Source organism: Streptomyces sp. 184, from assembly GCF_045781775.1.
GTDB lineage: Bacteria > Actinomycetota > Actinomycetes > Streptomycetales > Streptomycetaceae > Streptomyces.
Window position 1 is genome coordinate 1,868,347 of record NZ_CP123230.1, and the last position, 21,335, is coordinate 1,889,681.

17 protein-coding genes are annotated in these 21,335 nt (G+C 73.4%); 11 read left to right on the forward strand and 6 right to left on the reverse strand.

Annotation, left to right across the window (positions count from 1 at the left end):
• Positions 1-147: 147 nt before the first annotated feature.
• On the forward strand, positions 148-780 hold the full coding sequence (locus QBL21_RS08145; RefSeq protein WP_407561332.1) for a snapalysin family zinc-dependent metalloprotease: 633 nt from the start codon (positions 148-150) through the stop codon (positions 778-780).
• A gap of 194 nt (positions 781-974) precedes the next feature.
• On the opposite strand, the gene QBL21_RS08150 is transcribed toward QBL21_RS08145, so the two are convergent.
• The 3 genes from QBL21_RS08150 to QBL21_RS08160 all read right to left on the reverse strand — a co-directional run bounded on the left by QBL21_RS08150 (position 975) and on the right by QBL21_RS08160 (position 6,440).
• On the reverse strand, positions 975-2,837 hold the full coding sequence (locus QBL21_RS08150; RefSeq protein WP_407561333.1) for a chitinase: 1,863 nt from the start codon (positions 2,835-2,837) through the stop codon (positions 975-977).
• 190 nt (positions 2,838-3,027) lie between these two features.
• Positions 3,028-4,356, reverse strand: a complete 1,329-nt coding sequence (locus tag QBL21_RS08155; protein WP_407561334.1) for a DUF2252 domain-containing protein — start codon at positions 4,354-4,356, stop codon at positions 3,028-3,030.
• Positions 4,357-4,559: 203 nt separating this feature from the next.
• A complete protein-coding gene (locus tag QBL21_RS08160) occupies positions 4,560-6,440 on the reverse strand; it encodes a sugar-binding protein (protein WP_407561335.1) in 1,881 nt (626 codons plus the stop codon).
• Positions 6,441-6,682: 242 nt separating this feature from the next.
• Between QBL21_RS08160 and QBL21_RS08165 the strand changes: the two genes are divergently transcribed.
• Together QBL21_RS08165 and QBL21_RS08170 are read left to right on the forward strand one after the other, a co-directional pair.
• Positions 6,683-7,558 (forward strand): SAM-dependent methyltransferase, encoded by an 876-nt coding sequence (locus QBL21_RS08165; RefSeq protein ID WP_407561336.1) that lies wholly within the window; start codon positions 6,683-6,685, stop codon positions 7,556-7,558.
• A 5-nt stretch (positions 7,559-7,563) separates the two neighbouring features.
• The gene (locus QBL21_RS08170) at positions 7,564-8,370 is read left to right on the forward strand and encodes an SAM-dependent methyltransferase (protein ID WP_407561337.1); all 807 of its coding nucleotides are present in this window, start codon (positions 7,564-7,566) and stop codon (positions 8,368-8,370) included.
• An 86-nt stretch (positions 8,371-8,456) separates the two neighbouring features.
• Here QBL21_RS08170 and QBL21_RS08175 read toward each other — a convergent pair whose 3' ends face one another.
• Together QBL21_RS08175 and QBL21_RS08180 are read right to left on the reverse strand one after the other, a co-directional pair.
• Positions 8,457-10,745 carry a poly(A) polymerase gene (locus QBL21_RS08175; protein ID WP_407561338.1) on the reverse strand — a complete coding sequence of 763 codons (2,289 nt, stop codon included), beginning with the start codon at positions 10,743-10,745 and terminating at the stop codon, positions 8,457-8,459.
• Positions 10,745-12,496: an RNA ligase family protein gene (locus tag QBL21_RS08180; protein ID WP_407561339.1), complete on the reverse strand. Its 1,752-nt coding sequence runs from the start codon at positions 12,494-12,496 to the stop codon at positions 10,745-10,747. Before QBL21_RS08180 ends, QBL21_RS08175 begins: the two co-directional genes overlap by 1 nt.
• A gap of 227 nt (positions 12,497-12,723) precedes the next feature.
• On the opposite strand from QBL21_RS08180, the gene QBL21_RS08185 reads away from it, so the two are divergent.
• The 3 genes from QBL21_RS08185 (at position 12,724) to QBL21_RS08195 (ending at position 14,889) form a co-directional block, all read left to right on the forward strand.
• On the forward strand, positions 12,724-13,494 hold the full coding sequence (locus QBL21_RS08185) for a hypothetical protein (protein WP_407561340.1): 771 nt from the start codon (positions 12,724-12,726) through the stop codon (positions 13,492-13,494).
• Between the two features lie 9 nt (positions 13,495-13,503).
• Positions 13,504-14,028, forward strand: coding sequence for a hypothetical protein (locus QBL21_RS08190; protein ID WP_407561341.1), 525 nt, complete (start codon positions 13,504-13,506; stop codon positions 14,026-14,028).
• A gap of 72 nt (positions 14,029-14,100) precedes the next feature.
• On the forward strand, positions 14,101-14,889 hold the full coding sequence (locus QBL21_RS08195; RefSeq protein ID WP_407561342.1) for a hypothetical protein: 789 nt from the start codon (positions 14,101-14,103) through the stop codon (positions 14,887-14,889).
• Between the two features lie 12 nt (positions 14,890-14,901).
• Here QBL21_RS08195 and QBL21_RS08200 read toward each other — a convergent pair whose 3' ends face one another.
• Positions 14,902-15,657 carry a GH12 family glycosyl hydrolase domain-containing protein gene (locus QBL21_RS08200; RefSeq protein WP_407561344.1) on the reverse strand — a complete coding sequence of 252 codons (756 nt, stop codon included), beginning with the start codon at positions 15,655-15,657 and terminating at the stop codon, positions 14,902-14,904.
• A gap of 265 nt (positions 15,658-15,922) precedes the next feature.
• Between QBL21_RS08200 and QBL21_RS08205 the strand changes: the two genes are divergently transcribed.
• From QBL21_RS08205 to QBL21_RS08225, 5 genes are all read left to right on the forward strand, one after another.
• The gene (locus tag QBL21_RS08205) at positions 15,923-16,345 is read left to right on the forward strand and encodes a PPOX class F420-dependent oxidoreductase (RefSeq protein ID WP_407561346.1); all 423 of its coding nucleotides are present in this window, start codon (positions 15,923-15,925) and stop codon (positions 16,343-16,345) included.
• A 112-nt stretch (positions 16,346-16,457) separates the two neighbouring features.
• On the forward strand, positions 16,458-17,939 hold the full coding sequence (locus QBL21_RS08210) for a glycosyl hydrolase (protein WP_407561347.1): 1,482 nt from the start codon (positions 16,458-16,460) through the stop codon (positions 17,937-17,939).
• Positions 17,940-18,107: 168 nt separating this feature from the next.
• Positions 18,108-19,382, forward strand: a complete 1,275-nt coding sequence (locus tag QBL21_RS08215) for an ATP-binding protein (protein WP_407561348.1) — start codon at positions 18,108-18,110, stop codon at positions 19,380-19,382.
• Positions 19,383-19,896: 514 nt separating this feature from the next.
• Positions 19,897-20,259, forward strand: coding sequence for a nuclear transport factor 2 family protein (locus QBL21_RS08220; protein WP_407561349.1), 363 nt, complete (start codon positions 19,897-19,899; stop codon positions 20,257-20,259).
• 139 nt (positions 20,260-20,398) lie between these two features.
• On the forward strand, positions 20,399-21,244 hold the full coding sequence (locus tag QBL21_RS08225; protein WP_407561350.1) for a hypothetical protein: 846 nt from the start codon (positions 20,399-20,401) through the stop codon (positions 21,242-21,244).
• Positions 21,245-21,335: the final 91 nt, after the last annotated feature.

The window sequence follows — 21,335 nt, forward strand, 5'->3', positions numbered from 1 at the left end:
ACCTATGCGCCGTTCCGCCCCCGCCGCGGCCGCCGGCGGGGAGGGATCGCACGCCGCTATCACCGGATGAGATCTGCCCCCGGCCGCCTCCCGGCCCGCAGACTCCTCACCGACCGACCGACCAATCGTTCGTGAGGAGAAACCCCCATGAAGCTCTCCGGAAGACTGGTCTCCACCGCCTTGGGCCTCGGCCTGGCGCTGACCGGCCTGGCCGCCTCCCCGGCGCCCGCGGCAGACCACCAAGACCGGCCGACGACGCAGGCGGCCACCGCGTCCGCGGCGTACGTCGGGCACGACAGGGAACAGCAGGCCGAGAACCGGGCGTTCTTCGAGATGATCCGGGACAAGGCGCGCGAGAAGCAGGCGGCCGAGCCCGGGTTCCAGGCCGTCACGATCACGTACAACGACGCAAGCGCCCCCAACTACCAGGGCGACATAGCCCAGAGCACCCAGATATGGAACAACGCCACCAACAACATCACGCTCGCGGAGACCTCCGGCTCCGGTGACTTCAGCTACCGCCAGGGCAACGACCCGCGCGGCAGCCACGCCGTGACCGACGGGCGCGGCCACGGCTACGTCTTCCTCGACCTCCGTCAGACCCAGCAGTACTACTCGCTGCGCGTCGTCACCCACGAGACCGGCCACATCCTCGGCCTGCCGGACAACTACAGCGGCCCGTGCAGCGAGCTGATGTCCGGCGGCGGCCCCGGGACGTCGTGCCGCAACGCCTACCCGAACGCGAACGAAGCCGCCCGCGTGGACCGCAACTTCGGCTGAGCCGGACCCGGCTTCGGGCCGCGCCCGGAGCCGGGCACCGGCCGAGCCCGGTCCCGGCCCCACACGGGACCGGCGGGCCGCCGTCCACGGGCCGCGCGCCCGGCGGCCCGACCGCGCCCGCCCCGCATGCCGCGGGGCGGGCGCGGCGCGCGTCCGGCCGCCCGGGGCCGGCGCGCGTCGGGGGGCCGGCGCTCCTACGGCCAGTAGGCGTCGAAGTTCCTGCTGAACTCCCAGTTGTTGTAGCGGTCCCAGTTGATCGACCAGGTCATCAGCCCGCGCATGCCGGGCCAGGTGCCGTGGGTCCGGTACGAGCCGCAGTTGCTGCCCTTCGTCAGGCAGTCCAGCGCCTTGTTCACCTCGCCGGTCGACACGTGCCCGTTGCCGGCCTGGGTGCTGGCCGGCATCCCGATGGCCACCTGGTCGGGGCGCAGCGCCGGGAAGAACCGCTCGGAGTTGCCCGCGACCGGGAAGCCGGTGAGCAGCATGTCCGTCATCGCGATGTGGAAGTCGGCGCCGCCCATGGTGTGGTACTGGTTGTCCAGGCCCATGATCGGGCCTGAGTTGTAGTCCTGGACGTGCAGCAGCGTGAGCGAGTCGCGCAGCGCGTGGATCACCGGCAGGTACGCGCCGCAGCGCGGGTCCTGTCCGCCCCACTGCCCGGTGCCGTAGAACTGGTAGCCCATCTGCACGAAGAACGTCTCCGGCGCCATCGTCAGCACGAAGCTCTCGCCGTACTTGGCCTTGAGCGTCTTCAGCGCCGAGATCAGGTTGACGATCACCGGCGTGGTCGGGTTCCGGAAGTCGGTGTCTCCGTTGTTCAGCGACAGCGAGTGGCCCTCGAAGTCGATGTCGACGCCGTCGAGCCCGTACTCGTCGATGATGCCGCTCACCGACCGGACGAACGCGTCGCGCGCGGCCGTGCTGGTCAACTGGACCTGCCCGTTCTGGCCGCCGATGGACAGCAGGACCTTCTTGCCCGCGGCCTGCTTCGCCGCGATCGCCGCCTTGAAGTCCGCCACCGGCTCGACGTTCGGGCACTCGGTCTGCGGGCAGAGCTGGAAGCGGATGTCGCCGGAGGTCGACGACGTGGGCTCGCCGAAGGCGAGGTTGATGACGTCCCAGCTCGCCGGGACGTCCGCGAGCCGGGTGTAACCGGAGCCGTTGGCGAAGCTGGTGTGCAGGTAGCCGACCAGGGCGTGCGGCGGCAGGCTGCCGCCGGGGTTGCCGCCGCCCTCGCGGGTGGTGGCGCTGACGCTGGCGGACCTGGCGGACTCGCCGGCGGCGTTGGCCGCGGTCACCTCGAAGCGGTACGAGGTCGCGGCGGTCAGCCCCGTGACGGTGGCGGAGGTGCCGGTCACGGAGGTGGCGCGGGTGCCGTCGCGGTAGACCGTGTAGCCCGTCGCGCCGCTCACCGCGCTCCAGGACAGCGAGACGGAGGTGGCGGTGGTGGAGCTGACCGACAGGCCGGAGGGGGCGGCGGGGACGGTGCCCGGGTCGCCGCCGGGGCCGGTGAGCGTGAGGTCGTCGGCGTGGTAGGCGGGCTGGCCGTACCAGCCGTGCACGTAGACCGTCACCGAGGTGGTGTTCGGGCCGGTGGTGAAGGACGTGTCCAACTCGGTCCAGGTGGCCGCGGACGAGGTCCAGTCCGAGACGTCGGTGGTGCCGGTGCCGCGGGCGCCGAGGTAGGCGTACGAGCCCTGCACCCAGCCGCTCAGCGCGTACTGCGAGTTCGGCCGTACGGGCACGGTCTGGGTGCACTGGCCCTGGTCGTTGCCCGACGGCTGGACCTTGAGCGCGGACGTGCCGCTGCGCACGGGGCTGGAGACCGCCGAGCCGCTGCCGGCGGAGCAGTTCCAGCCGTCGAGGCCGGCCTCGATGCCGCCGTTGCGGACGAGGTTGGGCTCGGCGGCGGCCTCGGGCGCGGCGGCGCCGGCCGCGGTGCCGGACAGGACGCCCGCGAGCAGGGCGAGCGCGGCGATCAGGGCCGCGATGGGCGCGGCGGGGCGGGAGCGGTGCGCGGGCGGGCGGTGTCTGGAAGGGCGCAGGAATCGGTCCACAACTGCCTCCGGGGCTTGGGGTGTTGGGGCCTGGCTGGGGATGCGCGAGGGACAGGTTGGTCCAGACCAATAATGATGTCAAGGGTCCGCGTACGCGTCAGGGCGCGTACGCCGTCCGCGTACGCGCCCTGTGCCGTGCTTCCGTCGTGCCCTGCGGCCGAGCCGCCCGGCCCGCCCGGCGGCCCGGCTGCTAGAGGCCGGAGATCCGCCCGTTGCGGAAGAGGTCGACGAAGATCTGGTGGTCCGCCCGCGCCCGTACGCCGTAGTCGTGCGCGAAGTCCACCAGCATCTCCGTGAACCCCTCGGCGTCCGCCGAGATCGCCCCGTCGATGGCCCGCTCGGTCGAGAACGGCACCAGCGAGTGCCCGCTCTCCTCCACGTCCGCCGCCGCGTGCATGGTGGCGGTGGCCCGCCCCAGGTCGCCCACGACGGCCATGGCCTGCTCCGGGTCGTCGATGTCCGACCAGTCCAGGTCCACCGCGTACGGCGAGACCTCGGCGACCAACTGCCCCGCCCCGTCCAGCTCCGTCCAGCCCAGCCACGGGTCGGACGCGGCTTGGAGCGCGCGCTGCGAGATGACCGTGCGGTGCCCCTCGTGGCGGAAGTAGCCGCGGATCGACGGGTCGGTGATGTGCCGCGCGACCGCCGGGGTCTGGCCGCGCTTCATGTAGATGACGATGTCGTTCTCCAGGGCGTCGCTGTGCCCTTCGAGAAGGATGTTGTACGACGGCAGCCCGGCGCTGCCGATGCCGATGCCCCGGCGGCCGACGACGTCCTTCACGCGGTACGCGTCCGGCCGCCGCTCCCGGCCGCCGGACGGCAGCGTCGCCAGATAGCCCTCGAAGGCGTCGAGCACCCGGGTGCGGGTGGCCGCGTCCAGCTCGATGGCGCCGCCGCCGGAGGTGAAGCGGCGCTCGAAGTCCCGTACCTCCGTCATCGACTCCAGCAGCCCGAAGCGGGTGTGCACGCGGGCGGCGCGCAGCGCGCCGAGGAGCGGGCCGGTGGCGGTGTCGAGGGTGAAGGGCGGCACCTCGTCGTCCTTGGCGCCGGCGGCGAGGGCGCGGATGCGCTCGCGGTAGGCGTCGGCGTAGGCGCGGACGAGGCCGGAGATCTGCCCGTCGCTGAGCGCCTTGGTGTAGCCGATCAGCGCCAGCGAGCCGGCCAGGCGCTTGACGTCCCAGGTGAACGGGCCGACGAACGCCTCGTCGAAGTCGTTGACGTTGAAGACGAGCCGGCCGTTGGCGTCCATGTACGTGCCGAAGTTCTCGGCGTGCAGGTCGCCGTGGATCCAGACCCGGCCGGTCTGCTCGGTCAGGAACGGGTCGCCGCGCTCCCCGGCCTCCAGGTCGTGGTAGTAGAGGCAGGCGGTCCCGCGGTAGAAGGCGAACGCCGAGGCGGCCATCTTGCGGAACTTCAGCCGGAAGGCGGCGGGGTCGGCGGAGAGCAGCTCGCCGAATGCGGAGTCGAAGACGGCGAGTATTTCCTCGCCGCGCTGAGCGTCCTTGGTGTCCGTGACCATGCGGCTCACGATACCGGCGCGGGGCCGGGGGACCGGGGCGCCGCCCGGGGCGCACGGCCGCGCCCCGCCGCGGTGGGCGGGGCGCGGACCGTACCGGACCGTACGCCCGCAAGCCGCGCGTCAACCGTGCGCGGCCGCCGGGGGCTCCGGCCGGCCGGCGCCGGCCGCGGGCGGGTGCCCGCGGCCGGCGCCGACGGCCCGCCTCAGCGGCGGCGGCGCGGGCCGACCGCCAGCGGGACGCCCGTACGGCGCGACTGCGCCACCGACGCCGGCGAGTCCTCGCTGCGCGCCGCGTCCTTCGGGATCTCCGGCTCGACCGGCTCCGTGGGCCGGTCCGCCGGCGGGGTGTAGCCCTCCAGCGTCGCGTTGCCCCACACGTACGGGTCGGCCTGGGCGCTGCCGAACGGGGACCACGCCAGCCGGGTCTGGCCGGTCTTGTCGTCGGTGTCCGAGTCGTACACCAGCACGTTGAGCGCGAACTTCGCCGGGTCCGCCGCGGCCGGCAGGTCGGCCAGCGCGATCTTCGCCTCGATCGCGTAGCCCCGGTACGGGTCCGAGACCGCCGAGACCACCCGCATCCCGGGCGCCGTGGTGGCCGCCGGGCCCTGCCGGTTGTCGCCGTCGCGCTCGGCCGCCGCGCCGCCGCCGTTCGCGGTGTACGGGAAGATGCCCGTCTTGAACGTGGTCGACGTGTCGTCGGCCGTGCCGCGCGGGTCGAGGGTGATCTCCACGGCGTCCGTACGCCAGTGGCGCTTGGCGTCGCTCTCCTCCAGCGCCGTGCCCCTGCGCTCGTCGGTGACCTTGACGAACACGTACAGGTCGTCCCCGTGCCGCGACAGCTTCGCCGTGGCCGAGACGTCCTCCGCGCCGACCTCCTCGCCCTCCCAGTGCACCAGCGGCAGTTCGGGACCCGGGTACTCGCCGGGGCGCTCCACGCCGTCGAGCACGGGTGCGGTGGCGACCTCGGGGATCGTCGTGGCCGGCGCCCCGGGGTAGTCCGGCTGCGCGTCGTTGGCCAGCCACGGCAGGCCGACGCGCTGCGTCCAGTCGCGGAACTCCGCGTACAGCGGGCGGAGCCCGGCCTGGGGCCGCACCTTCGACTTCACGGCCCGGCCGTTCGCCGCCAGCACCGTGTACCAGTCGGAGCCCAACTGCTCGGGGTCGGTCGGCACCTCCGGCGGCCTCGCGGCCCAGCCCTGCGTGACGTACTTGCGGGCGGCGTTCCGCTCCACCTGCGCCCAGCTCGTGCCGTGCTCCTTGCTGCGCGTACCGGTGAAGACGCCGAAGACGGGCAGGCCGCTGGCGCGGTCCGTACGCCGCTGCTTCGGGGCGTCCGGGCCCAGCAGGTTGCCGAAGCCGTAGTTCTGCGCGAGCAGCAGCCGCGGGCGGTGCGGGCGGTAGCCCTCCTTGGTGATCTGCGAGCGGAACGCGCGCGGGTCGCCGGCGAGGAAGAACGCCTCGATCGCCAGCCGCGCGGACAACTGGTGGCCGCCGTGCTGGTTGAAGGGGCGCGGGTCCATCGTCACGACCGTGTCGGGCGTGGTGGCGCGGATCAGCCGGACGACGCGCTCCAGCGTGTCGTCCAGGTCCCAGACCGCGGCCGTCAGCGGGCCGGACAGCGTGTACCAGAAGTCGGGCTTGTCCAGGTAGTAGATGTTGTCGATACCGGCGAGGCCGACCGCCTCGCGCTCCTCGTCCTCGCGCATCTGCCCGAGCGGCGGGCCCTCCTCCGGGCCGACCGCGTTCCCGCCGCCCTCGCCGCGGGTGACGGTGAGCACGCCGGTGCTCAGCCCGTGCCGCTCCCGCCACTGCCCGAAGGTCGCGAGGTTGCCGCACTCGTCGTCCGGGTGCGCGCCGACGAAGAGCACGTCGTTGTGCGCGCGGCCGTGCCGCCCGCGCGGCGCCCGGCGCGGGCGCGGCACGCTCCACTCGTCCGCCCACGCGGACGGCGCCGTCGCCCCCAGGGCCGTGCCGACGATGCCGGACACCAGCGCGGCCGAGACGGCCCGCCTGCTCGGCCCCGACCCGTCCCCGTCCCGCGCCCCTACGGGCTCCGTTCTGTCCCCCTGCGCCGAGTTCGTCACCGATGGCCTCCCCTTGACGTACGTGGTGAGCCCCGCTCGATGAGGCTCACGACCGCCTTTCTAAGCCAGACCGGGAGCCGGGGCAAGGGGTTTGTCAGGACATCTTGTCAACTGGACTCCGGCGCCGCGCGCGGGCTCCTCCCGGGGCCCGGCCAACTGTCCGCACGGGAACGGGAGTCCGAGACAAACCGCACCGCGTATGACAGAGTTCGGATCATCTGACGGCGTACTCCGGAGTGCATGTGACCACCGAGAACGGCGAGACGGCCTGGCTGAGCACCGCGGCCGGGACGTCCTGGACACCGCCCGAGATCGATTTCACAAAGCCGCAGACGGCCCGCATGTACGACTACTACCTGGGCGGCAAGGACCACTACGCGCCGGACCGGGACACCGCCGAGCGGGTCGTCGGGGTCTGGCCCAGCGTCAGCAAGTTCGCCCGCGCCAACCGGCACTTCATGCACCTGGCCGTCGAGCGCCTGGCCACCGTCGGCGTCGACCAGTTCCTCGACATCGGCACCGGCATCCCCACCTCGCCGAACGTCCACGAGATAGCCCAGGCCGTACGCCCCGAAGCGCGCATCCTCTACACCGACCACGACCCCGTGGTGCTCGCGCACGCCCGCGCGCTGATGAACTCCACCGCCGAGGGCCGCATCGACTACATCCAGGGCGACCTGCGCCGCCCCGAGAGCATCCTCGGCCACCCCTGCATGGCCGGCCCCGACCCGGCCCTGGACCTCGCCCGGCCGGTCGCCGTCAACCTCGTGGCGATCATGCACTTCATCACCCCCGAGGACGACCCGCGGCGCATCGTCGCCGCCCTGATGAACGCGCTGCCCTCCGGCAGCCACCTCATCCTCAGCCACATCACGGCCGAGTTCGCCCCCGCGGAGGTCGAGGCCGCCGCCCGGCTCTACCACAACCAGGGCCTGCCCGCGCACGCCCGCGACGAGCGCGAACTGGCCGAACTGGTCGACGCCCTCGGCCTGGAGCTGCTGTCCCCGGGCATCCTGCCCGTCAACCGCTGGTCCCCGGACACCCCCGACGACCCGCCGGCCTCCCTCTACACCGACGCCGAGGCATCCTGCCTGGGCCTCATCGCCAGAAAGCCGTGACCGCCATGAGCGACGACGACGCGCCGCAGGTCTCCGGCGCCATCGACACCTCCGTCCCGCACTCGGCGCGGGTCTGGAACTACTGGGTGGGCGGCAAGGACAACTACGAGGTCGACCGCGCGGCCGGCGACGAGGTGCTGTCGGTCTACCCGCAGCAGGCGGAGAAGGCCCGCGCCTGCCGCGCGTTCCTCATCCGCACGGTGCGCTGGCTCGCGGCGGAGGCGGGGATCCGCCAGTTCCTCGACGTCGGCACCGGCCTGCCCACGGAGAACAACACCCACGAGGTGGCGCAGCGCGTGGCCCCCGATGCGCGCATCGTCTACGTCGACAACGACCCCATGGTCCTCACCCACGCCCGCGCCCTGCTGACCAGCACCCCCGAGGGCGTCACGACGTACCTCGACGCGGACGTCCACGACCCGGGGTCGATCCTCGCCCAGGCCGCCGGCACGCTCGACCTGGACCGCCCGGTGGCGCTGATGCTGCTGGGCATCCTCGGCCACGTCGAGGACCACACCACAGCCCGCACCATCGTGCGCGACCTGCTCGCCGGCCTGCCGCCGGGCAGTTACCTCGTGGAGTACGACGGCACCAGCACGAGCCCGGAGTACGTCGAGGCGCTGCGCCGCTACGCGGACGCCGGCGGCGTCCCGTACAACCTGCGCACCCCCGACCAGATCAGGGCCTACTACGAGGGCCTGGACCTGGTCCCGCCCGGCGTGGTCCCGATCCCCACCTGGCGCCCGGACCCGACCCCGTTCGGCGGGCCGCGGGACGTGGACCAGTGGGGCGGCGTCGGCCGCAAGCCGTAGCCGGGGCGTCCGGGGCGCCCGACACGGACTGACACCGACCGGCCCGGACGTACGGCCGGAACGGGCGGCGGTCCGCGGGCGGGCCCTCAGCGCAGGGCCGGTACGGCGCCGCGCTCCGCCCATGCGACGCCGACCCCGCGCAGTCCGCCGCGCCACCCGTCGGCGATCTCCGCGAGCCGGGCGGCGCCTGGCGGGGTGCGGCCGAGGCCGATCGCGTACCGCGTGCCCGCCGGCCCGGCCTCGAACGGACGCGGCCAGGCGTGCGCGTCCGCCGCCCCGGCCTCCTCCAGCGCCGCGAGCAGGGCGCGCAGGCGCCCCCGTACGCGCCCCAGTCTCTCCTCGAACTCCCCGGCGGCGCCCGGGTGCACGGTCAGGACCGCCCAGGCCGCGTGCCGACGGTGCAGGGGCGGCGGCGACACCAGCGCGGGCCAGGGGTCCTCGCCGGTCTCCGCCGCCCGCTCCAGGAGGGTCCAGGCGCGGTAGAACTCCTCGGTCAGCAGGTCCCGGAAGCCGGCGGTGACCTGTGCGGCGCAGTTGCGGACCGGCTTGGTGGGGGTCAGGAGGACCACCGGCGCGTGCGGTCCCGCGCCGGCTTGGGCGAGGCCGACCGGCTCCCGCCAGTCCCAGGCGGCCCAGGTGCCGAAGAAGTCGCCGAGGGTGTCCGGAGCGCCAGCGTCCGCCGCCTCCCGTACGGTACGGGCCGCGAGCACCGACCACGCCAGGCCCGGCAGCCCGCCGAACGGCGCCGAGTCGAGGCCGCGGGCCGCGGCCCACGCCTTCACCCGGGTGGCGAGCCCGGCGAAGGCGGCGCGGTGGCCGCCGGCCGCGGCCCGTACCGCGTCCGCGTCGCTCACCGCGCTCAGCGCGATCGCCGCCGCCTCGCCCAACTCGGCGCGCCGCGCCACCGCTTCGCCGGGATCGAGCGCGCCGGTGGCGACGACCGCCAGGTCGACGTCGAGACCGCCGGTGCGCAGCCGCAGGCCCGGCACGCGGGCGCCGGTCACCTGCCGGATCCGGGTGGCGTCCGGCAGCGCGGCGGTCACCCGCGCCCGGACGCCGGCCGGGTCGACGCCGCCGGGCAGCGCCGCGACCAGGTCCACGTCCGCTCCGGGCAGGGCGCAGCCCATGCGCCGGGATCCGACGACGTGGACGACGCCTTCGCCGAGCGCCGCGGAGACGCGCTCGGCGATGCCGACCGCCCGGGCGGCCCCGGCCGCGCTCTCCGCGACCGGCTCGGCAGCGGGCGGCTCCGCGGTGGCGGGCCCGGCGGCCCCGGGCCGGAGGTCGGCCTCGACGCCGTAGTGGTCCGAGACGTAGAGACCGTCCGCCGTGGGCGTATCGCCCCGCAGCACCGCCCCCGCCGCCCGCCACCGCCCCGGGCGCAGCAGGATCCGGTCCAGCCGGGAGGCCCGGCCGGACAGCGACGCCAGCGCGGCCAGCGGGTTGGCGCCCGGGTCGAACGTGGGCGTCCGGTCGCCGGGGCCGTGCACCTGGGTCCAGACGTCCCGCAGCCCGAGTGCGGTGGCGGGCAGGTCACCGCCGTCGTTGAAGTCGCCGACCGTCACCAGGTCGCCGTCCACGCCGCCGAGTCCCTCGGCCAGCCGGACCAGTTGGGCCCGCCGCAGGGCGGGGCCGTCGTCGGAGTGGTCGCTGCTCAGATGGGTCGCGGCCACCACGAGGGGACCGGCGCCGGTGGCCACGGTGACGGCGGCCACGGCCTTGTGCGGCCCGAGCCGGTGCCACCCCGCCTCCCGTACGGGCAGCCGGCTGAGCAGCAGCAGCCCGCAGTCGTCGACGTCCTTTCCGCCCGGGTCGGTGCCCAGGGTGTAGCCGGCGCGCACCCAGGGGGCCCGCATGAGCAGGGTGAGCAGACCGGCTTCGACCTCCTGGAGCGCGATGACGTCGGCATCGGCGTCCTCCAGGGCGGTGAGGAGCAGCGGGCGGCGCCGCGCGGTCTCGATGCGGTCGGCGTCGTACCGGTCCCACAGCGTGTTCCACGTGAGGATCCGTACCCCCGCCGCGCCCCGCTCCGCCGCGGGCGGCCCACCGCCGGCGGGCCGCCAGCCGGCCCCCGGCCGCCACCCGAAGGGCGTCCTGGCCGTGAAGAACGGCGCGCGCAGCAGACGCGGATCGCGCATCCGGCCGGCGTCCGAGGTGTCGATGCGGTCCACCCCGGTGGCGCGGTCCCAGAGCAGTTCGCCGTCCGCCTCGACGAACAGGACCCGGTGCCACGGGATGTCGCCGCCGGGCACGAAGGAGGGCAGCGGGACGCGCTTGGGGGCGGCGCCGCGCCGGCCGATGCCCAGCACGAACCTGGCCGGGTCGAACCGCGGGTCCCAGCGGACCCGGTGGTAGATCTCGTCGCTCGTACGCATCACGCCTCCCCGCCGTCCGCCCCGTCCGCGGCCTCGGCCAGGGTGCCGCCGGTGTCGGCGACCGTGCCGTCCGCGCCGACGTACCACGTACGGTGCGCCTCGCCCGGATACGGCGGGGTGAACCGATGCACCTGGGAGGCGAGCACGGCGGGCGGCACCGGGTGCGCCCGGCGCCCGTTGCGCCGGGTCAGCTCGTCCTCGTCGACCAGCGCGACCACGTGGGTGACCAGGGCGTCGCGGCGGCGCGCCACCGCGTGCACCGCGGAGCGCTGCTGCCGGTTCAGGGACGTGGCGTCCCACACCACCGTCCCGCCGCCGGCCAGCGCCGCGTCGAGGCGCCCCAGGCCCGCCCGCAGGACGTCCCCGTTGGCCCGCTGGTCGGCCCGCGCGCCCCGCGCCTCGCGCAGCTCGTCCATGCTGATGTACGCGTCCGTCCCGGCGAGGCCCCGCGCGAACGTGCTCTTGCCGCTGCCGGACGGCCCGACGAGATGGACCAGCCGGGCGAACGCCCCCGAGCGCCACCGCCAGCTCGCCGCCACCGCCTCCTCGGCGGTGGCGATCCGCCCGTCGGCGAACGCCTCCCGCGCCTCGGCCCAGCACCGGTCGGCGGCGTCGGCCCCCAGGCCGCCGAGGGCGTCCCGCAGCCCGGCCCGCAGCGGCTCCAGCGGCGAGCGCGCGGCGCCGAGCAGCCCGGCGTCCTCCGCGTGCAGCATCGACCACTCGACCTGCTCGCGCGCCGCGGCATCCCGCGCGAGGGCCCCGGCGAGCGCGTGCAGCACCTCCAGGTCGGCGGCGAGCGAGAGGCGTACGAGACCGGCCCGGCGGTCGCCGTCCGGGTAGGGACGCTGGAGAGCCGCGAACAGCCCCACCAGATCGGCGACTCGACGCGCGGTGCGCATACCCAGCGGGCCCGCCAGCCGGGGCGCGAGCCAGGCGCGGCGCCGGTCGTGCAGCATCGCGGCCACGACTCCCGCCAGCCGCTCGTCACCGTGCCGGCCCGGCCCGGCCGGCCGCGCGGACACCTCGGCGGCGGCGGCTTCGGCGGCCGGCGGGTCCGCCGGGGCGACGCCCAGCGCGGCCGACAGGGACGCCACGTCCGCGGCGCCGCCCGAACGCACCGCCCACAGCGCGGCCTTCGGACCCAGGCCGTTCTCCACGACGACGGCGTGCATCCAGTGCGAACCGGTCTGTACGTGCCCGCCCCGCACCCACTTGGCCACCCGCTGCCCGAACTCCCGCAGCCCGAACCCCTCGACGGTGCGCACCACGTACCCCTCCTGGCGCGCGGTGTCCATCCGCAGCGCCCGCAGCACCCGCTCGTCGAACTCGCCCCGCCACAGCACCGGGGCCGCCGGCACGCCCCGCCGCCGCAGGAACCGCACCGTCCGGTCCCAGTCCAGGCAGCGGTCGCCGTCCCAGACGGAGAAGCCGTAGAACCAGCTCTCCAGGTCGTCGTAGCCGATCGAGTGCCGAGCGAAGACGTTCTCGCCGCAGATCCGCCAGCCCCGCGGGATCTCCCCGCCGATCCGCCCCTGAAGGCCCTTCACCCACGCCCGCGACGGATGGTGCGCCGAATCCAGGGACCGGGCGTGCAGCCCGTCGGCGTACAGGGTGGTGTTCTCGCCGTCGAGCTTCTCGGTGACCACGACCTCGCGCCCCCGCAGCCCGGACAGCCCACCGGCCCGTACGTCGTCCGGGGCCGCCCCCGGGGACCACGGCAGATGCGGTGTACGGGGGTAGTGCACACGCATGATCCGGCTCCGTGACGCGGTCGGGTCCGGTCACTGTAGAAGCGCCCGGCGGCGCGGCTCCAGCGAATAACCACCCACCGGACGCGCCGGGCGACCGGGCTGCCGCCGCTGCCGCTGTCGGTCGGTGGGGTGAATTCCCCGCCCCCGTGCCGCGCCCCCGCCGGGGCCGCGCGCCCGGGAGCCGACACTGGGGCACCGGCACGCCCCCGGAAGAACGGACTGCGCCCATGGACAGGTCGACGGCGTTGCAACTCGCAGCCGATGAACTGGAGGAGCGAGAGCTACGGAAGACCCCCATCGAGATCATCGACTACACCCCGAGCGACCCCGCCCGGGGACTCCTCACGCCGCCCGGCTCGATCATGGTGTTCCTCGACCGGGCCGGCGCGCCCGTGCTCGACCGGATCCGGGAGGCCGTCCGGGACGGCAACGGTGCGGACGTCCGTCTCGCGCAGGAGATCAAGGAGCTGTTCGCCGCCCGCGAGAAGGTGAGCTACTACCGCGCCTACCGGCTGCTCCGCGAAGCGGAGAGCTTCGCCACGATCCGCTACGGCGGGCGGACGCTCGCCACCCACGTCTTCCCCTCGGTCGAAGCGGGCCTGGCGGCGATCGAGAACCCGTACAACGGCGGGCGCCTTTCGCCCGGCGAGCTGACGCTGGTCGAGCACGTGGTCCCGGGCGCGGCGGGAGGGCTGGCCGCCGTCGCGGTCCGCCACATGCCTCCTCTCACCGCGGCCGAGCAGGCGGCGGTGGAGCAGGTCCCCGACGACCAGCTCGAAATGAACCTCACGCTCCGCGCCGACTGCTGCGACAGTTGGACCGGGTTCGTCGAGCAGCTCGCGCAGATCACGCACGCGACCATGTACTGCATGATGGAGGCCGCCGCCCGGCAGGAGGCCCCCCTGCCTCCCGAGGAGATCGACCGTCTCGGCCCCGCGGCCTCGGCACGCAGACTGCTGAACCGGCGCCGCGATCTGCTCGGCCACAACCACGCCTGAGGCACCGGAATGCGCGAATCGCTCGTTCCCGTCTACGCGGCCGTGTGCGCGCTGTGGATCGTGCTGACCCTGGTGTGCCAGACGCGGTCGCGGCTGGCCACGAAGATCCGCAGCTACGACTTCCTCGCGCTGATCCCGCGATGGACCTTCTTCGCCCCGACCCCCGGCACCCAGGACTTCGTCCTGCTCCGCCGCTACCGCACGTCCGACGGCCGGCTGACGCGGTGGCGTGAGACACCGGGTACCGCCGCCGCCGGCCGGCCGCTGTACGCCGTCTGGAATCCCGCCCGGCGACACACCAAGGCCCTGCTCGACGCGGCCCAGAGCCTCATGGAACTGGCGTCCCGTGGCGGCCGGCCGGAGGAGATCGAGCTGACGGCGCCGTACCTGGCGCTCCTGGCCCACGTGTCGGCGCAGCCCTGTTCCGAGGAACCGCATGCCACCCAGTTCGCCCTCGTCATCCAGAAGAGTTCCGCCTTCGCGGAGTCCGCTGCCTCGGTGGCCTTCGTCTCCTCCCTGCACGCGGTGGACTGAGCCCCCGCCCCGTCCCGGGCGATGCCCGGCCCGGACGGGGCGGGGCCCGGGGCAGCGCGTGGAGCGGGCCTCGTGAACGCCGACCTGGCGGTGCGCCTCACCCTGGCGATCGGCGGTGTGGGCGTGGCGATCTCCTCCTGGGAGTACCTCAGCCGCCCCGCGCTGCTGGCCGACCACGCGATCGCCGGCTGGCCGATCGGCCGGTCCTGCCGGCCGTGGCGGCTGCACCGCCACGCCGACCGGGCCGTGGACCTGGTCCTCCGGTACCCGGGCGTCCTCGTCCTGGTGACGCTGCGGCTGGCGGCGGCGCTGGCGATCGTGGTCGGGCGACCGGTACCGGCCGTCGTGTGCCTGGGCGTGCTCGCGGCGACCTCCGTCCTCCTCGCCGTGCGCTCCCCGTACGGCAGCGACGGCGCGGACCAGCTCTCGATGATCATCTTCCTCGCGGCGTTCGGCGCCGCGGTGATCGGCACCGGCGGCTCGCAGCACGCCTTCCTCTGGTTCGTGGCGGGGCAGGCGTGCTGCGCGTACGTCGCGGCGGGCCTGGCCAAACTGGTCTCGCCGGTGTGGCGCAGCGGCCGCGCCCTCGGCGGCATCCTCGGCACCACCACGTACGGCCACCGCCGGCTGGGGCCCGTCGTCGCCTCGCACCCCAGGACGGCGCGGCTGGCGGGGTGGTGGGTGATCGCGCTGGAGTGCGCGTTCCCGCTCGTCCTCCTGGGCGAGCCGATGGTGACCTACGCGGTCCTGGCGCTGATGCTGGCGATGCACCTCGGGATCCTGGTCTTCATGAGGCTGAACACCTTCCTGTGGGCGTTCGCCGCGACCTACCCGAGCGTCGTCTACTGCACGCTGCGCTGAGGTCGCACGCGGTCAGCCGGAGGTGACGTCGAAGTCGTTCGTGGTGAACTCCAGCCCGCCGGCCGCCGAGGTGATCTCGTAGCCGAACTGGACGTCGCCGACGGTCACGTCGCCCCACCAGCCCTCGTCGCTCAGCCAGCGGAGCACGGCCAGGAGGTCCACCTGTCCGGCGGTCGAGTCACCGTGCCGGAGGAAGGAGAAGACCTCGTTGCTGCCGTTGCTCCCGCTGTAGACGTCCCAGGTGTGGCCGCCGAGCGCGACGGTGGTCCGGAACTGGCCGAGCGGTCCCACGGGTCCGGTCCAGTTCATCCAGAGCATCACCTCGTAGTCGTAGTCGACGTCCCACACGTCGTACGTGGTGTTGTACGCGCCGCTGCTCGGCACCGTGACGTCGTAGGAGCTGTCGAGGCGGTCGATCCGGCTGACCGGCTCGTTCACGATCCACTTGGCGTTGGGGTACGACTTGATGCCGCCGGTGTTCGGGTGGTCGGCGTCGACCGTCCAGTTGTGGGCCGACTCCGCGGAGATGCACTGGCCGCCGGCGCCGGAGCCCCAGATGTTGTTGTAGAGGATGTAGCCGTCGGGCGACTGCCAGTTGCCCCACTGGTCGCAGGACTGCCAGGCCGCCTGCGCCATCGCGGCCTGCGCGGGCACCGCCAGCTGGCCGAGGAACCCGAGCGCCGCCAGCAGCGGGGCGGCGATCAGGGTGCGAACGGCCCTGCTGCGGCGTCGGGGGTCTGCGGTGGGGGTGCGCTTGCTGCGGCTCATCGCGCCACTCTCCTTGCCTCGTCTCGTGGGGGGTGCGCGCGGGAGGGGTGCGTTCCCCCCGCGCGTACGAAGACAGTGGCCGCGGGCCGTCGAATGGTTGCCGTCGAATCGGTACGGGCTCGGATCCGGCGGCCGGCTTCCGTGTCGGCACCGCGGAGAGGGGCACGCGGTCCGTAGCATGCCCGTGCCGGCCCGCCGCGCGGGCGCGCCGCGCGCCGCCGCCCGGGCGGTACCCGCGTACCGGATCTGCCGAAGGAGACCTCGCGTGTCCAGGCCCCCGCTGCCCGCCGACGCCGTCGAGATGCTGCGCCGCCCCAACCCCTGCGTGATCGCCACGCTGCGCGCGGACGGCGCGCCGGTGTCGACCGCCACCTGGTACCTGTGGGAGGACGGCCGCGTCCTCGTGAACATGGACGAGGGCCGCCGACGCCTGCGCCACCTGCGCGCCGACCCGCGCGTGACCCTCACCGTCCTGGCCGAGGAGGAGTGGTACTCGCACGTCAGCCTCATCGGCCGGGTCGCCGAACTGCTCCCCGACGAAGGTCTCACGGACATCGACCGCCTCGCCCGCCACTACACGGGCAACCCCTACCCCGAGCGCGGGCGCGCCCGGTTCAGCGCCTGGATCGAGGTCGACCGCTGGCACGGCTGGGGCACCTTCCGGGACACCGGCCAGGGCTCCGACTGACCCGCGGCCCGGCAGCGGGCCCCGGGCGTCGACGCATTGACGTGGTCATTACACGGAGTCATGATGGGAGCGCTCCCATTCATACGTGCCCACACCCGGCAGGAGATCTCCGGTGAGCCACCCCCCACTCCGCCGCACGCCCGCACTGGCGCTGTTCGTCCTGACCGCGCTCCTCGCGGCCCTGCTCTCGGCCGGCACGGGCCCCGAGGCCGCGGCCGACGAGACCGGCTCCCGCGCCCAGCCCGTCGTCTACGAAGCCGAGGACGGCCGACTGAACGGCACCGTCGTCGAGTCCTCCGCGCCCGGCCACTCCGGCACCGGCTACGTCGCCGGCTTCGACGCGGCCGAGGACTCCGTCACCGTGACCGTCCCCGACGGCCCGGCCGGGCTCCACGACCTCACGATCCACTACCGCGCCCCGTACGGCCAGAAGGTCGCGTCGTTGCAGCTCAACGGCGAGGGGGCGGGCGACGTCACCCTCGCCGCCACCGACACCTTCGCCACCGCGGCCGCCGGCAGGGTGATGCTGGGGGACGGTGCCGACACGATCACGATCGTGAACAACTGGGGCTGGTACGAGATCGACGCCATCAGCCTCAGCCCGAGCGAACCCCGCCCGCCGCACCAGGTCTCCGGCGTCCCCGTCGACCCGCAGGCCACCCCCGAGGCCCGGGCGCTGCTGAGCTACCTGACCGCGGGCTACGGCGAGCACATCCTCAGCGGCCAGCAGGACGCGGCCTCCATCCGCTGGGTGGAGGAGAACGTCGGCCGCGCCCCGGCCGTGGCCGGGCTCGACATGATGGACTACTCGCCCAGCCGCGTGGAACGCGGTACCACCTCCACCGAGGTCGAGAACGCCCTCGCCTGGGACGAACGCGGCGGCATCACCACCTTCGTCTGGCACTGGAACGCCCCCGCCGGCCTCATCGACGAACCCGGCAAGGAGTGGTGGCGCGGCTTCTACACCGACGCGACGACCTTCGACGTGGCGGCGGCGCTCGCCGACCCGCGGTCCGAGGAGTACGCGCTGCTGCTGCGTGACATCGACGCCATCGCGGCGGAGCTGAAGCGGTTGCAGGACGCGGGCGTCCCGGTGCTGTGGCGCCCGTTGCACGAGGCCGAGGGCGGCTGGTTCTGGTGGGGCGCCAAGGGCCCCGGGCCGGCCAAGGAGCTGTGGCGGCTGATGTACGAGCGCATGACCGGCCACCACGGGCTGCACAACCTCGTCTGGGTGTGGAACTCCGTCGACCCGGCCTGGTACCCCGGCGACGACGTCGTGGACGTCGTCAGCGCCGACACCTACCCCCCGATCGGCGACCACGGCCCCGCCGCCGGCACGTACGACAAGCTGGTCGACCTCGTCGGCGACAGGAAGCTCGTCGCCATGACGGAGACGGGCTCCATCCCCGACCCGGACCTGCTGCGGGCCTACGAGGCGGACTGGAGCTGGTTCACCACCTGGGGCGGCGAGTTCATCGACGACGGCGAGCACAACCCGCTGCCCTTCCTCAAGCGGGTCTACGAGCACGAGTACGTCATCACGCTCGACGAACTGGGCGACTGGCGCTCCCACCCACCGGCCCGGAAGGACTGAACCGGGCCCGGCGCACGGCGCACGCCCCGGCCCGACGGGCCGGGGCGTGCGGTGAAGGGACGGCGGCCAGACCGACGCACGGGCTGCGGCCAAGTCAATACAGCAGGCGCGACCAGATCAATATTGATCATGCGGCCAGATCAACACTCGTATGCCATGCTTGACCGCATGGTGAAGCTCCCGGAATCGCCTATCGGGCACATCCTCCCCCGCCGGGCGGCGACGGCGGTCGAGGAGGCGCTGGCGGACACCCGCGTCGTCCTGGTCAACGGTGCGCGGCAGTGCGGCAAGAGCACCCTGGTGGCCCAGATCGGCCACGCGCACGGGGCGGAGTGGCGCAGCCTGGACCGTGCGGCGACCCGCCAGGCGGCGGCCTTCGACCCCACCGAGTTCGTCGCAGGCTCGGTACCGCTGGTCATCGACGAGGTGCAGCGCGTTCCCGAACTGCTGCTCGCCATCAAGGAGGCGGTCGACGCCGACGGGCGGCCCGGGCGGTTCCTCCTCACCGGCTCCGCCCGCGTCCTGCACCTGCGCAGTGTGCCCGACGCCCTGCCGGGACGGATGGAGACCATCGAGCTGTGGCCGCTGTCGCAGGGGGAGATCGACGGCAGGCCGGACGGCTTCGTCGACGCGGTCTTCGCGGTCGGTCCCGAGCTGCGGCACACCTCGACCGAGACCCGTACCGGCTACATCGACAGGCTCACCCGCGGCGGCTTCCCCGAAGCGGTGGCCCGCCCGCCGCGCCGCCGGGCACGGTTCCTGGACTCGTACGTCGGGGACCTGATCAACCGCGACGTCATCCAGCTCTCCGAGATCGAGCGCGGACCGGAGATGCGGGCACTGACCCGGCTGACGGCCGCCCGATCCGGGCAACTCCTCGTCCCGGGCACGCTCGGCAACGAGCTGGGACTCCCGCAACCGACGATCAAGCGCTATCTGGGGCTGCTGGAGGAGGTCTTCCTCGTCAAGCGCATCCCCGCCTGGTCCCGCAACCTCAGCACCCGGGCCGTCGGCACGGCCAAGGCCGCCATGGTCGACTCCGGCATCGCGGCCAATCTGCTCGGGCTGGACGCCGCGGCTCTCGCGCAGCCCGCCGGTCCGCTCGGCGGGCTGCTGGAGGGCTTCGTGGCGATGGAGATCGCCCGCCAGCTCACCTGGGCGGCCCAGCCCGTCGAGATGTACCACTACCGCACCAAGGACAAGGTCGAGGTCGACATCGTCCTGGAGGACAGGCGCGGCCGGGTCGTCGCGATCGACGTCAAGGCGGCCTCCACCGTCAGGGCCGAGGACTTCCGGGGCCTGCGGCACCTCGCCGATCGCCTGGGGGACGACCTGCTGACCGGAATCGTGCTCTACACCGGGCAGCAGACGCTCCCCTTCGGCCCGCGCTTCCGCGCCGTCCCCCTCAGCGCCCTGTGGGAGACATCGGCAACGGGAAACTGACCGACGCGGAGGCGCGGGGCGGGGCGGTCGGCGGGCCCGCGCCATCGCAGCTCAAAGCGGTCATCCCGGGTGCGGCCACCATGGAGGTCAAAACAGGGAGACGGCCCGCGGCGGCCTCGCCGTCAACGTGGTCGAGTGCCGACGGCCACGCGGGAGAGGCCGAGGACCTTGACAATGCCCGCTCCCACCAAGGCGGGTTTCCCACTCCTCTCGTTCCGGGTGCGGTAGTAGATCCGCTCATGTGCGATGTCGAGAGACAGCGATCGGCTTGCGCTGACGGCTTCCAGGGCAGTGCGAGGAGGCTCGGGGCCGCGCCACGGAAGCGCGCATTCGACCGCGTGAAATCGGCGGAGGTGCTCATGGCCCACATGTTGTGGTTCCGCACCGCATATCTGATGGGCGGTGCCCTCCTCTGGGCATGCAGTTTCACGAGCAGAGTTCGTGAACGGACGGGAGTCTGATCACGGTGCGCTGCCGGCAGGTATGATGTTCGGATCGATTAGGGGAGCCGGACATGCTGCTTGACGAGATCAGGGACCTCGAAAATCAGGGATGGCGGTCTCTGTGCAACAGCACCGGCGCGGATTTTTACGGCCGAGTCATGACGAGCGATGGCCTCATGCTTCTGGCTCAGGGGCAGGTCCTCAACCGTGAGCAGGTTATCGACTCCTTGAACCAGGCGCCCGCGTGGGATGGGTACGATATCGCTGACGAGCGCCTGATCCCCTTGGGGGAAGGCCAAGTAGTTTTCGTGTACACCGGTCGCGCTCATCGAGAAGCCGACGGGCCTGATTTCGTTGCTGTCATGGCCAGCACGTACGTCCGCCGCGACGGCGTCTGGCGACTCGCTCTCTATCAACAGACTCCGGTGGAATGATCAGCTCGGGCTGCGGCGATAGCCCGGCCGCTCGACGATGCTCCACGAGCGCGCAGCCTGCGTGTGCCGACGCCGATCGGGGGCACTCGGTCCCCAGCAATCAGGCGATCGGTGAGGATCTATGTTGATACGCACACGTGTGGTTGCCCCCGTATTAGGCGGGGTGCTCACCGCGGTCACGCTCGTCGGCTGCGGGGACTCCGGCGAGAACGGATCGGACGAGGGCAAGGACGCCGACTCCCGCGCCAACGACCCGGCGCAGGTGGTCCAGGCGGCCAACCGCAAGACGACCGAGGCAGAGACGGCGAAGCTACAGGTGGCCTCCCAGGCGGAGGCGCAGGGCGAGAGCGTCACCGTAAAAGGTGACGGGGTCATCGACCTGGCCAGCGGGGCCAGCGACATGACGCTCGCGGCGCAGGGCCAGGAGATCGAGCAGCGGGTCCTGGACGGTGTCCTGTTCCAGAAGCCGCCGTCCGGGCAGCGCCCCCAGATGCTGCCGTCCGGCAAGACGTGGATGAAGATCGACCTGGCGGCCATCGCCGCCCAGCAGGGCGGTAACGGCCAGGTCGGCGACCCGGCCACCTCTTTCGGTTTCTCCGAAGTGGTCTCCGGCAAGGACGTCCGCAAGGTCGGCTCCGAGACCGTCGACGGGGCCGAGACCACGCACTACAAGACGAGAGTGGACCTCAAGGCGCTCGCGGAAGCCGGCGGTGACCCGCAGACCGAGAAGATGACCGAGCAGCTCGGGGACAGCCTGCCGATGGACCTGTGGCTCGACGACGAGGGCCGCATCCGCCAGCAGCAGTTCGAGCTGACCATCGAACCGGAGGCCGGCGACGGCACCGGCACGGAGGGCGTCACCTCGACCACCACGCTGAAGTTCTCCGACTTCGGCACCGATGTCGACGTGCGGGCCCCCGCGGCCAAGGACACCGCCGACGTCACCGACAAGATCACTGACCAGCAGACGATGCAGGGCGGCTGACCGGTCGGGAAGACACGGGCAAGGAGGGGGCGCGGCCGGCCGGCCGCGCCCCTTTCGCACGCCGAGTGGCCGTTCGGCGCGTGCGGATCGC

Coding starts and splice junctions, on each gene's coding strand:
- QBL21_RS08185 (WP_407561340.1), top strand. CDS start 12,724: ATGGACAGGTCGACGGCGTTGCAACTCGCAGCCGATGAACTGGAGGAG.
- QBL21_RS08180 (WP_407561339.1), bottom strand. CDS start 12,496: ATGCGTGTGCACTACCCCCGTACACCGCATCTGCCGTGGTCCCCGGGG.
- QBL21_RS08175 (WP_407561338.1), bottom strand. CDS start 10,745: ATGCGTACGAGCGACGAGATCTACCACCGGGTCCGCTGGGACCCGCGG.
- QBL21_RS08190 (WP_407561341.1), top strand. CDS start 13,504: ATGCGCGAATCGCTCGTTCCCGTCTACGCGGCCGTGTGCGCGCTGTGG.
- QBL21_RS08200 (WP_407561344.1), bottom strand. CDS start 15,657: ATGAGCCGCAGCAAGCGCACCCCCACCGCAGACCCCCGACGCCGCAGC.
- QBL21_RS08145 (WP_407561332.1), top strand. CDS start 148: ATGAAGCTCTCCGGAAGACTGGTCTCCACCGCCTTGGGCCTCGGCCTG.
- QBL21_RS08170 (WP_407561337.1), top strand. CDS start 7,564: ATGAGCGACGACGACGCGCCGCAGGTCTCCGGCGCCATCGACACCTCC.
- QBL21_RS08220 (WP_407561349.1), top strand. CDS start 19,897: ATGCTGCTTGACGAGATCAGGGACCTCGAAAATCAGGGATGGCGGTCT.
- QBL21_RS08155 (WP_407561334.1), bottom strand. CDS start 4,356: ATGGTCACGGACACCAAGGACGCTCAGCGCGGCGAGGAAATACTCGCC.
- QBL21_RS08215 (WP_407561348.1), top strand. CDS start 18,108: ATGGTGAAGCTCCCGGAATCGCCTATCGGGCACATCCTCCCCCGCCGG.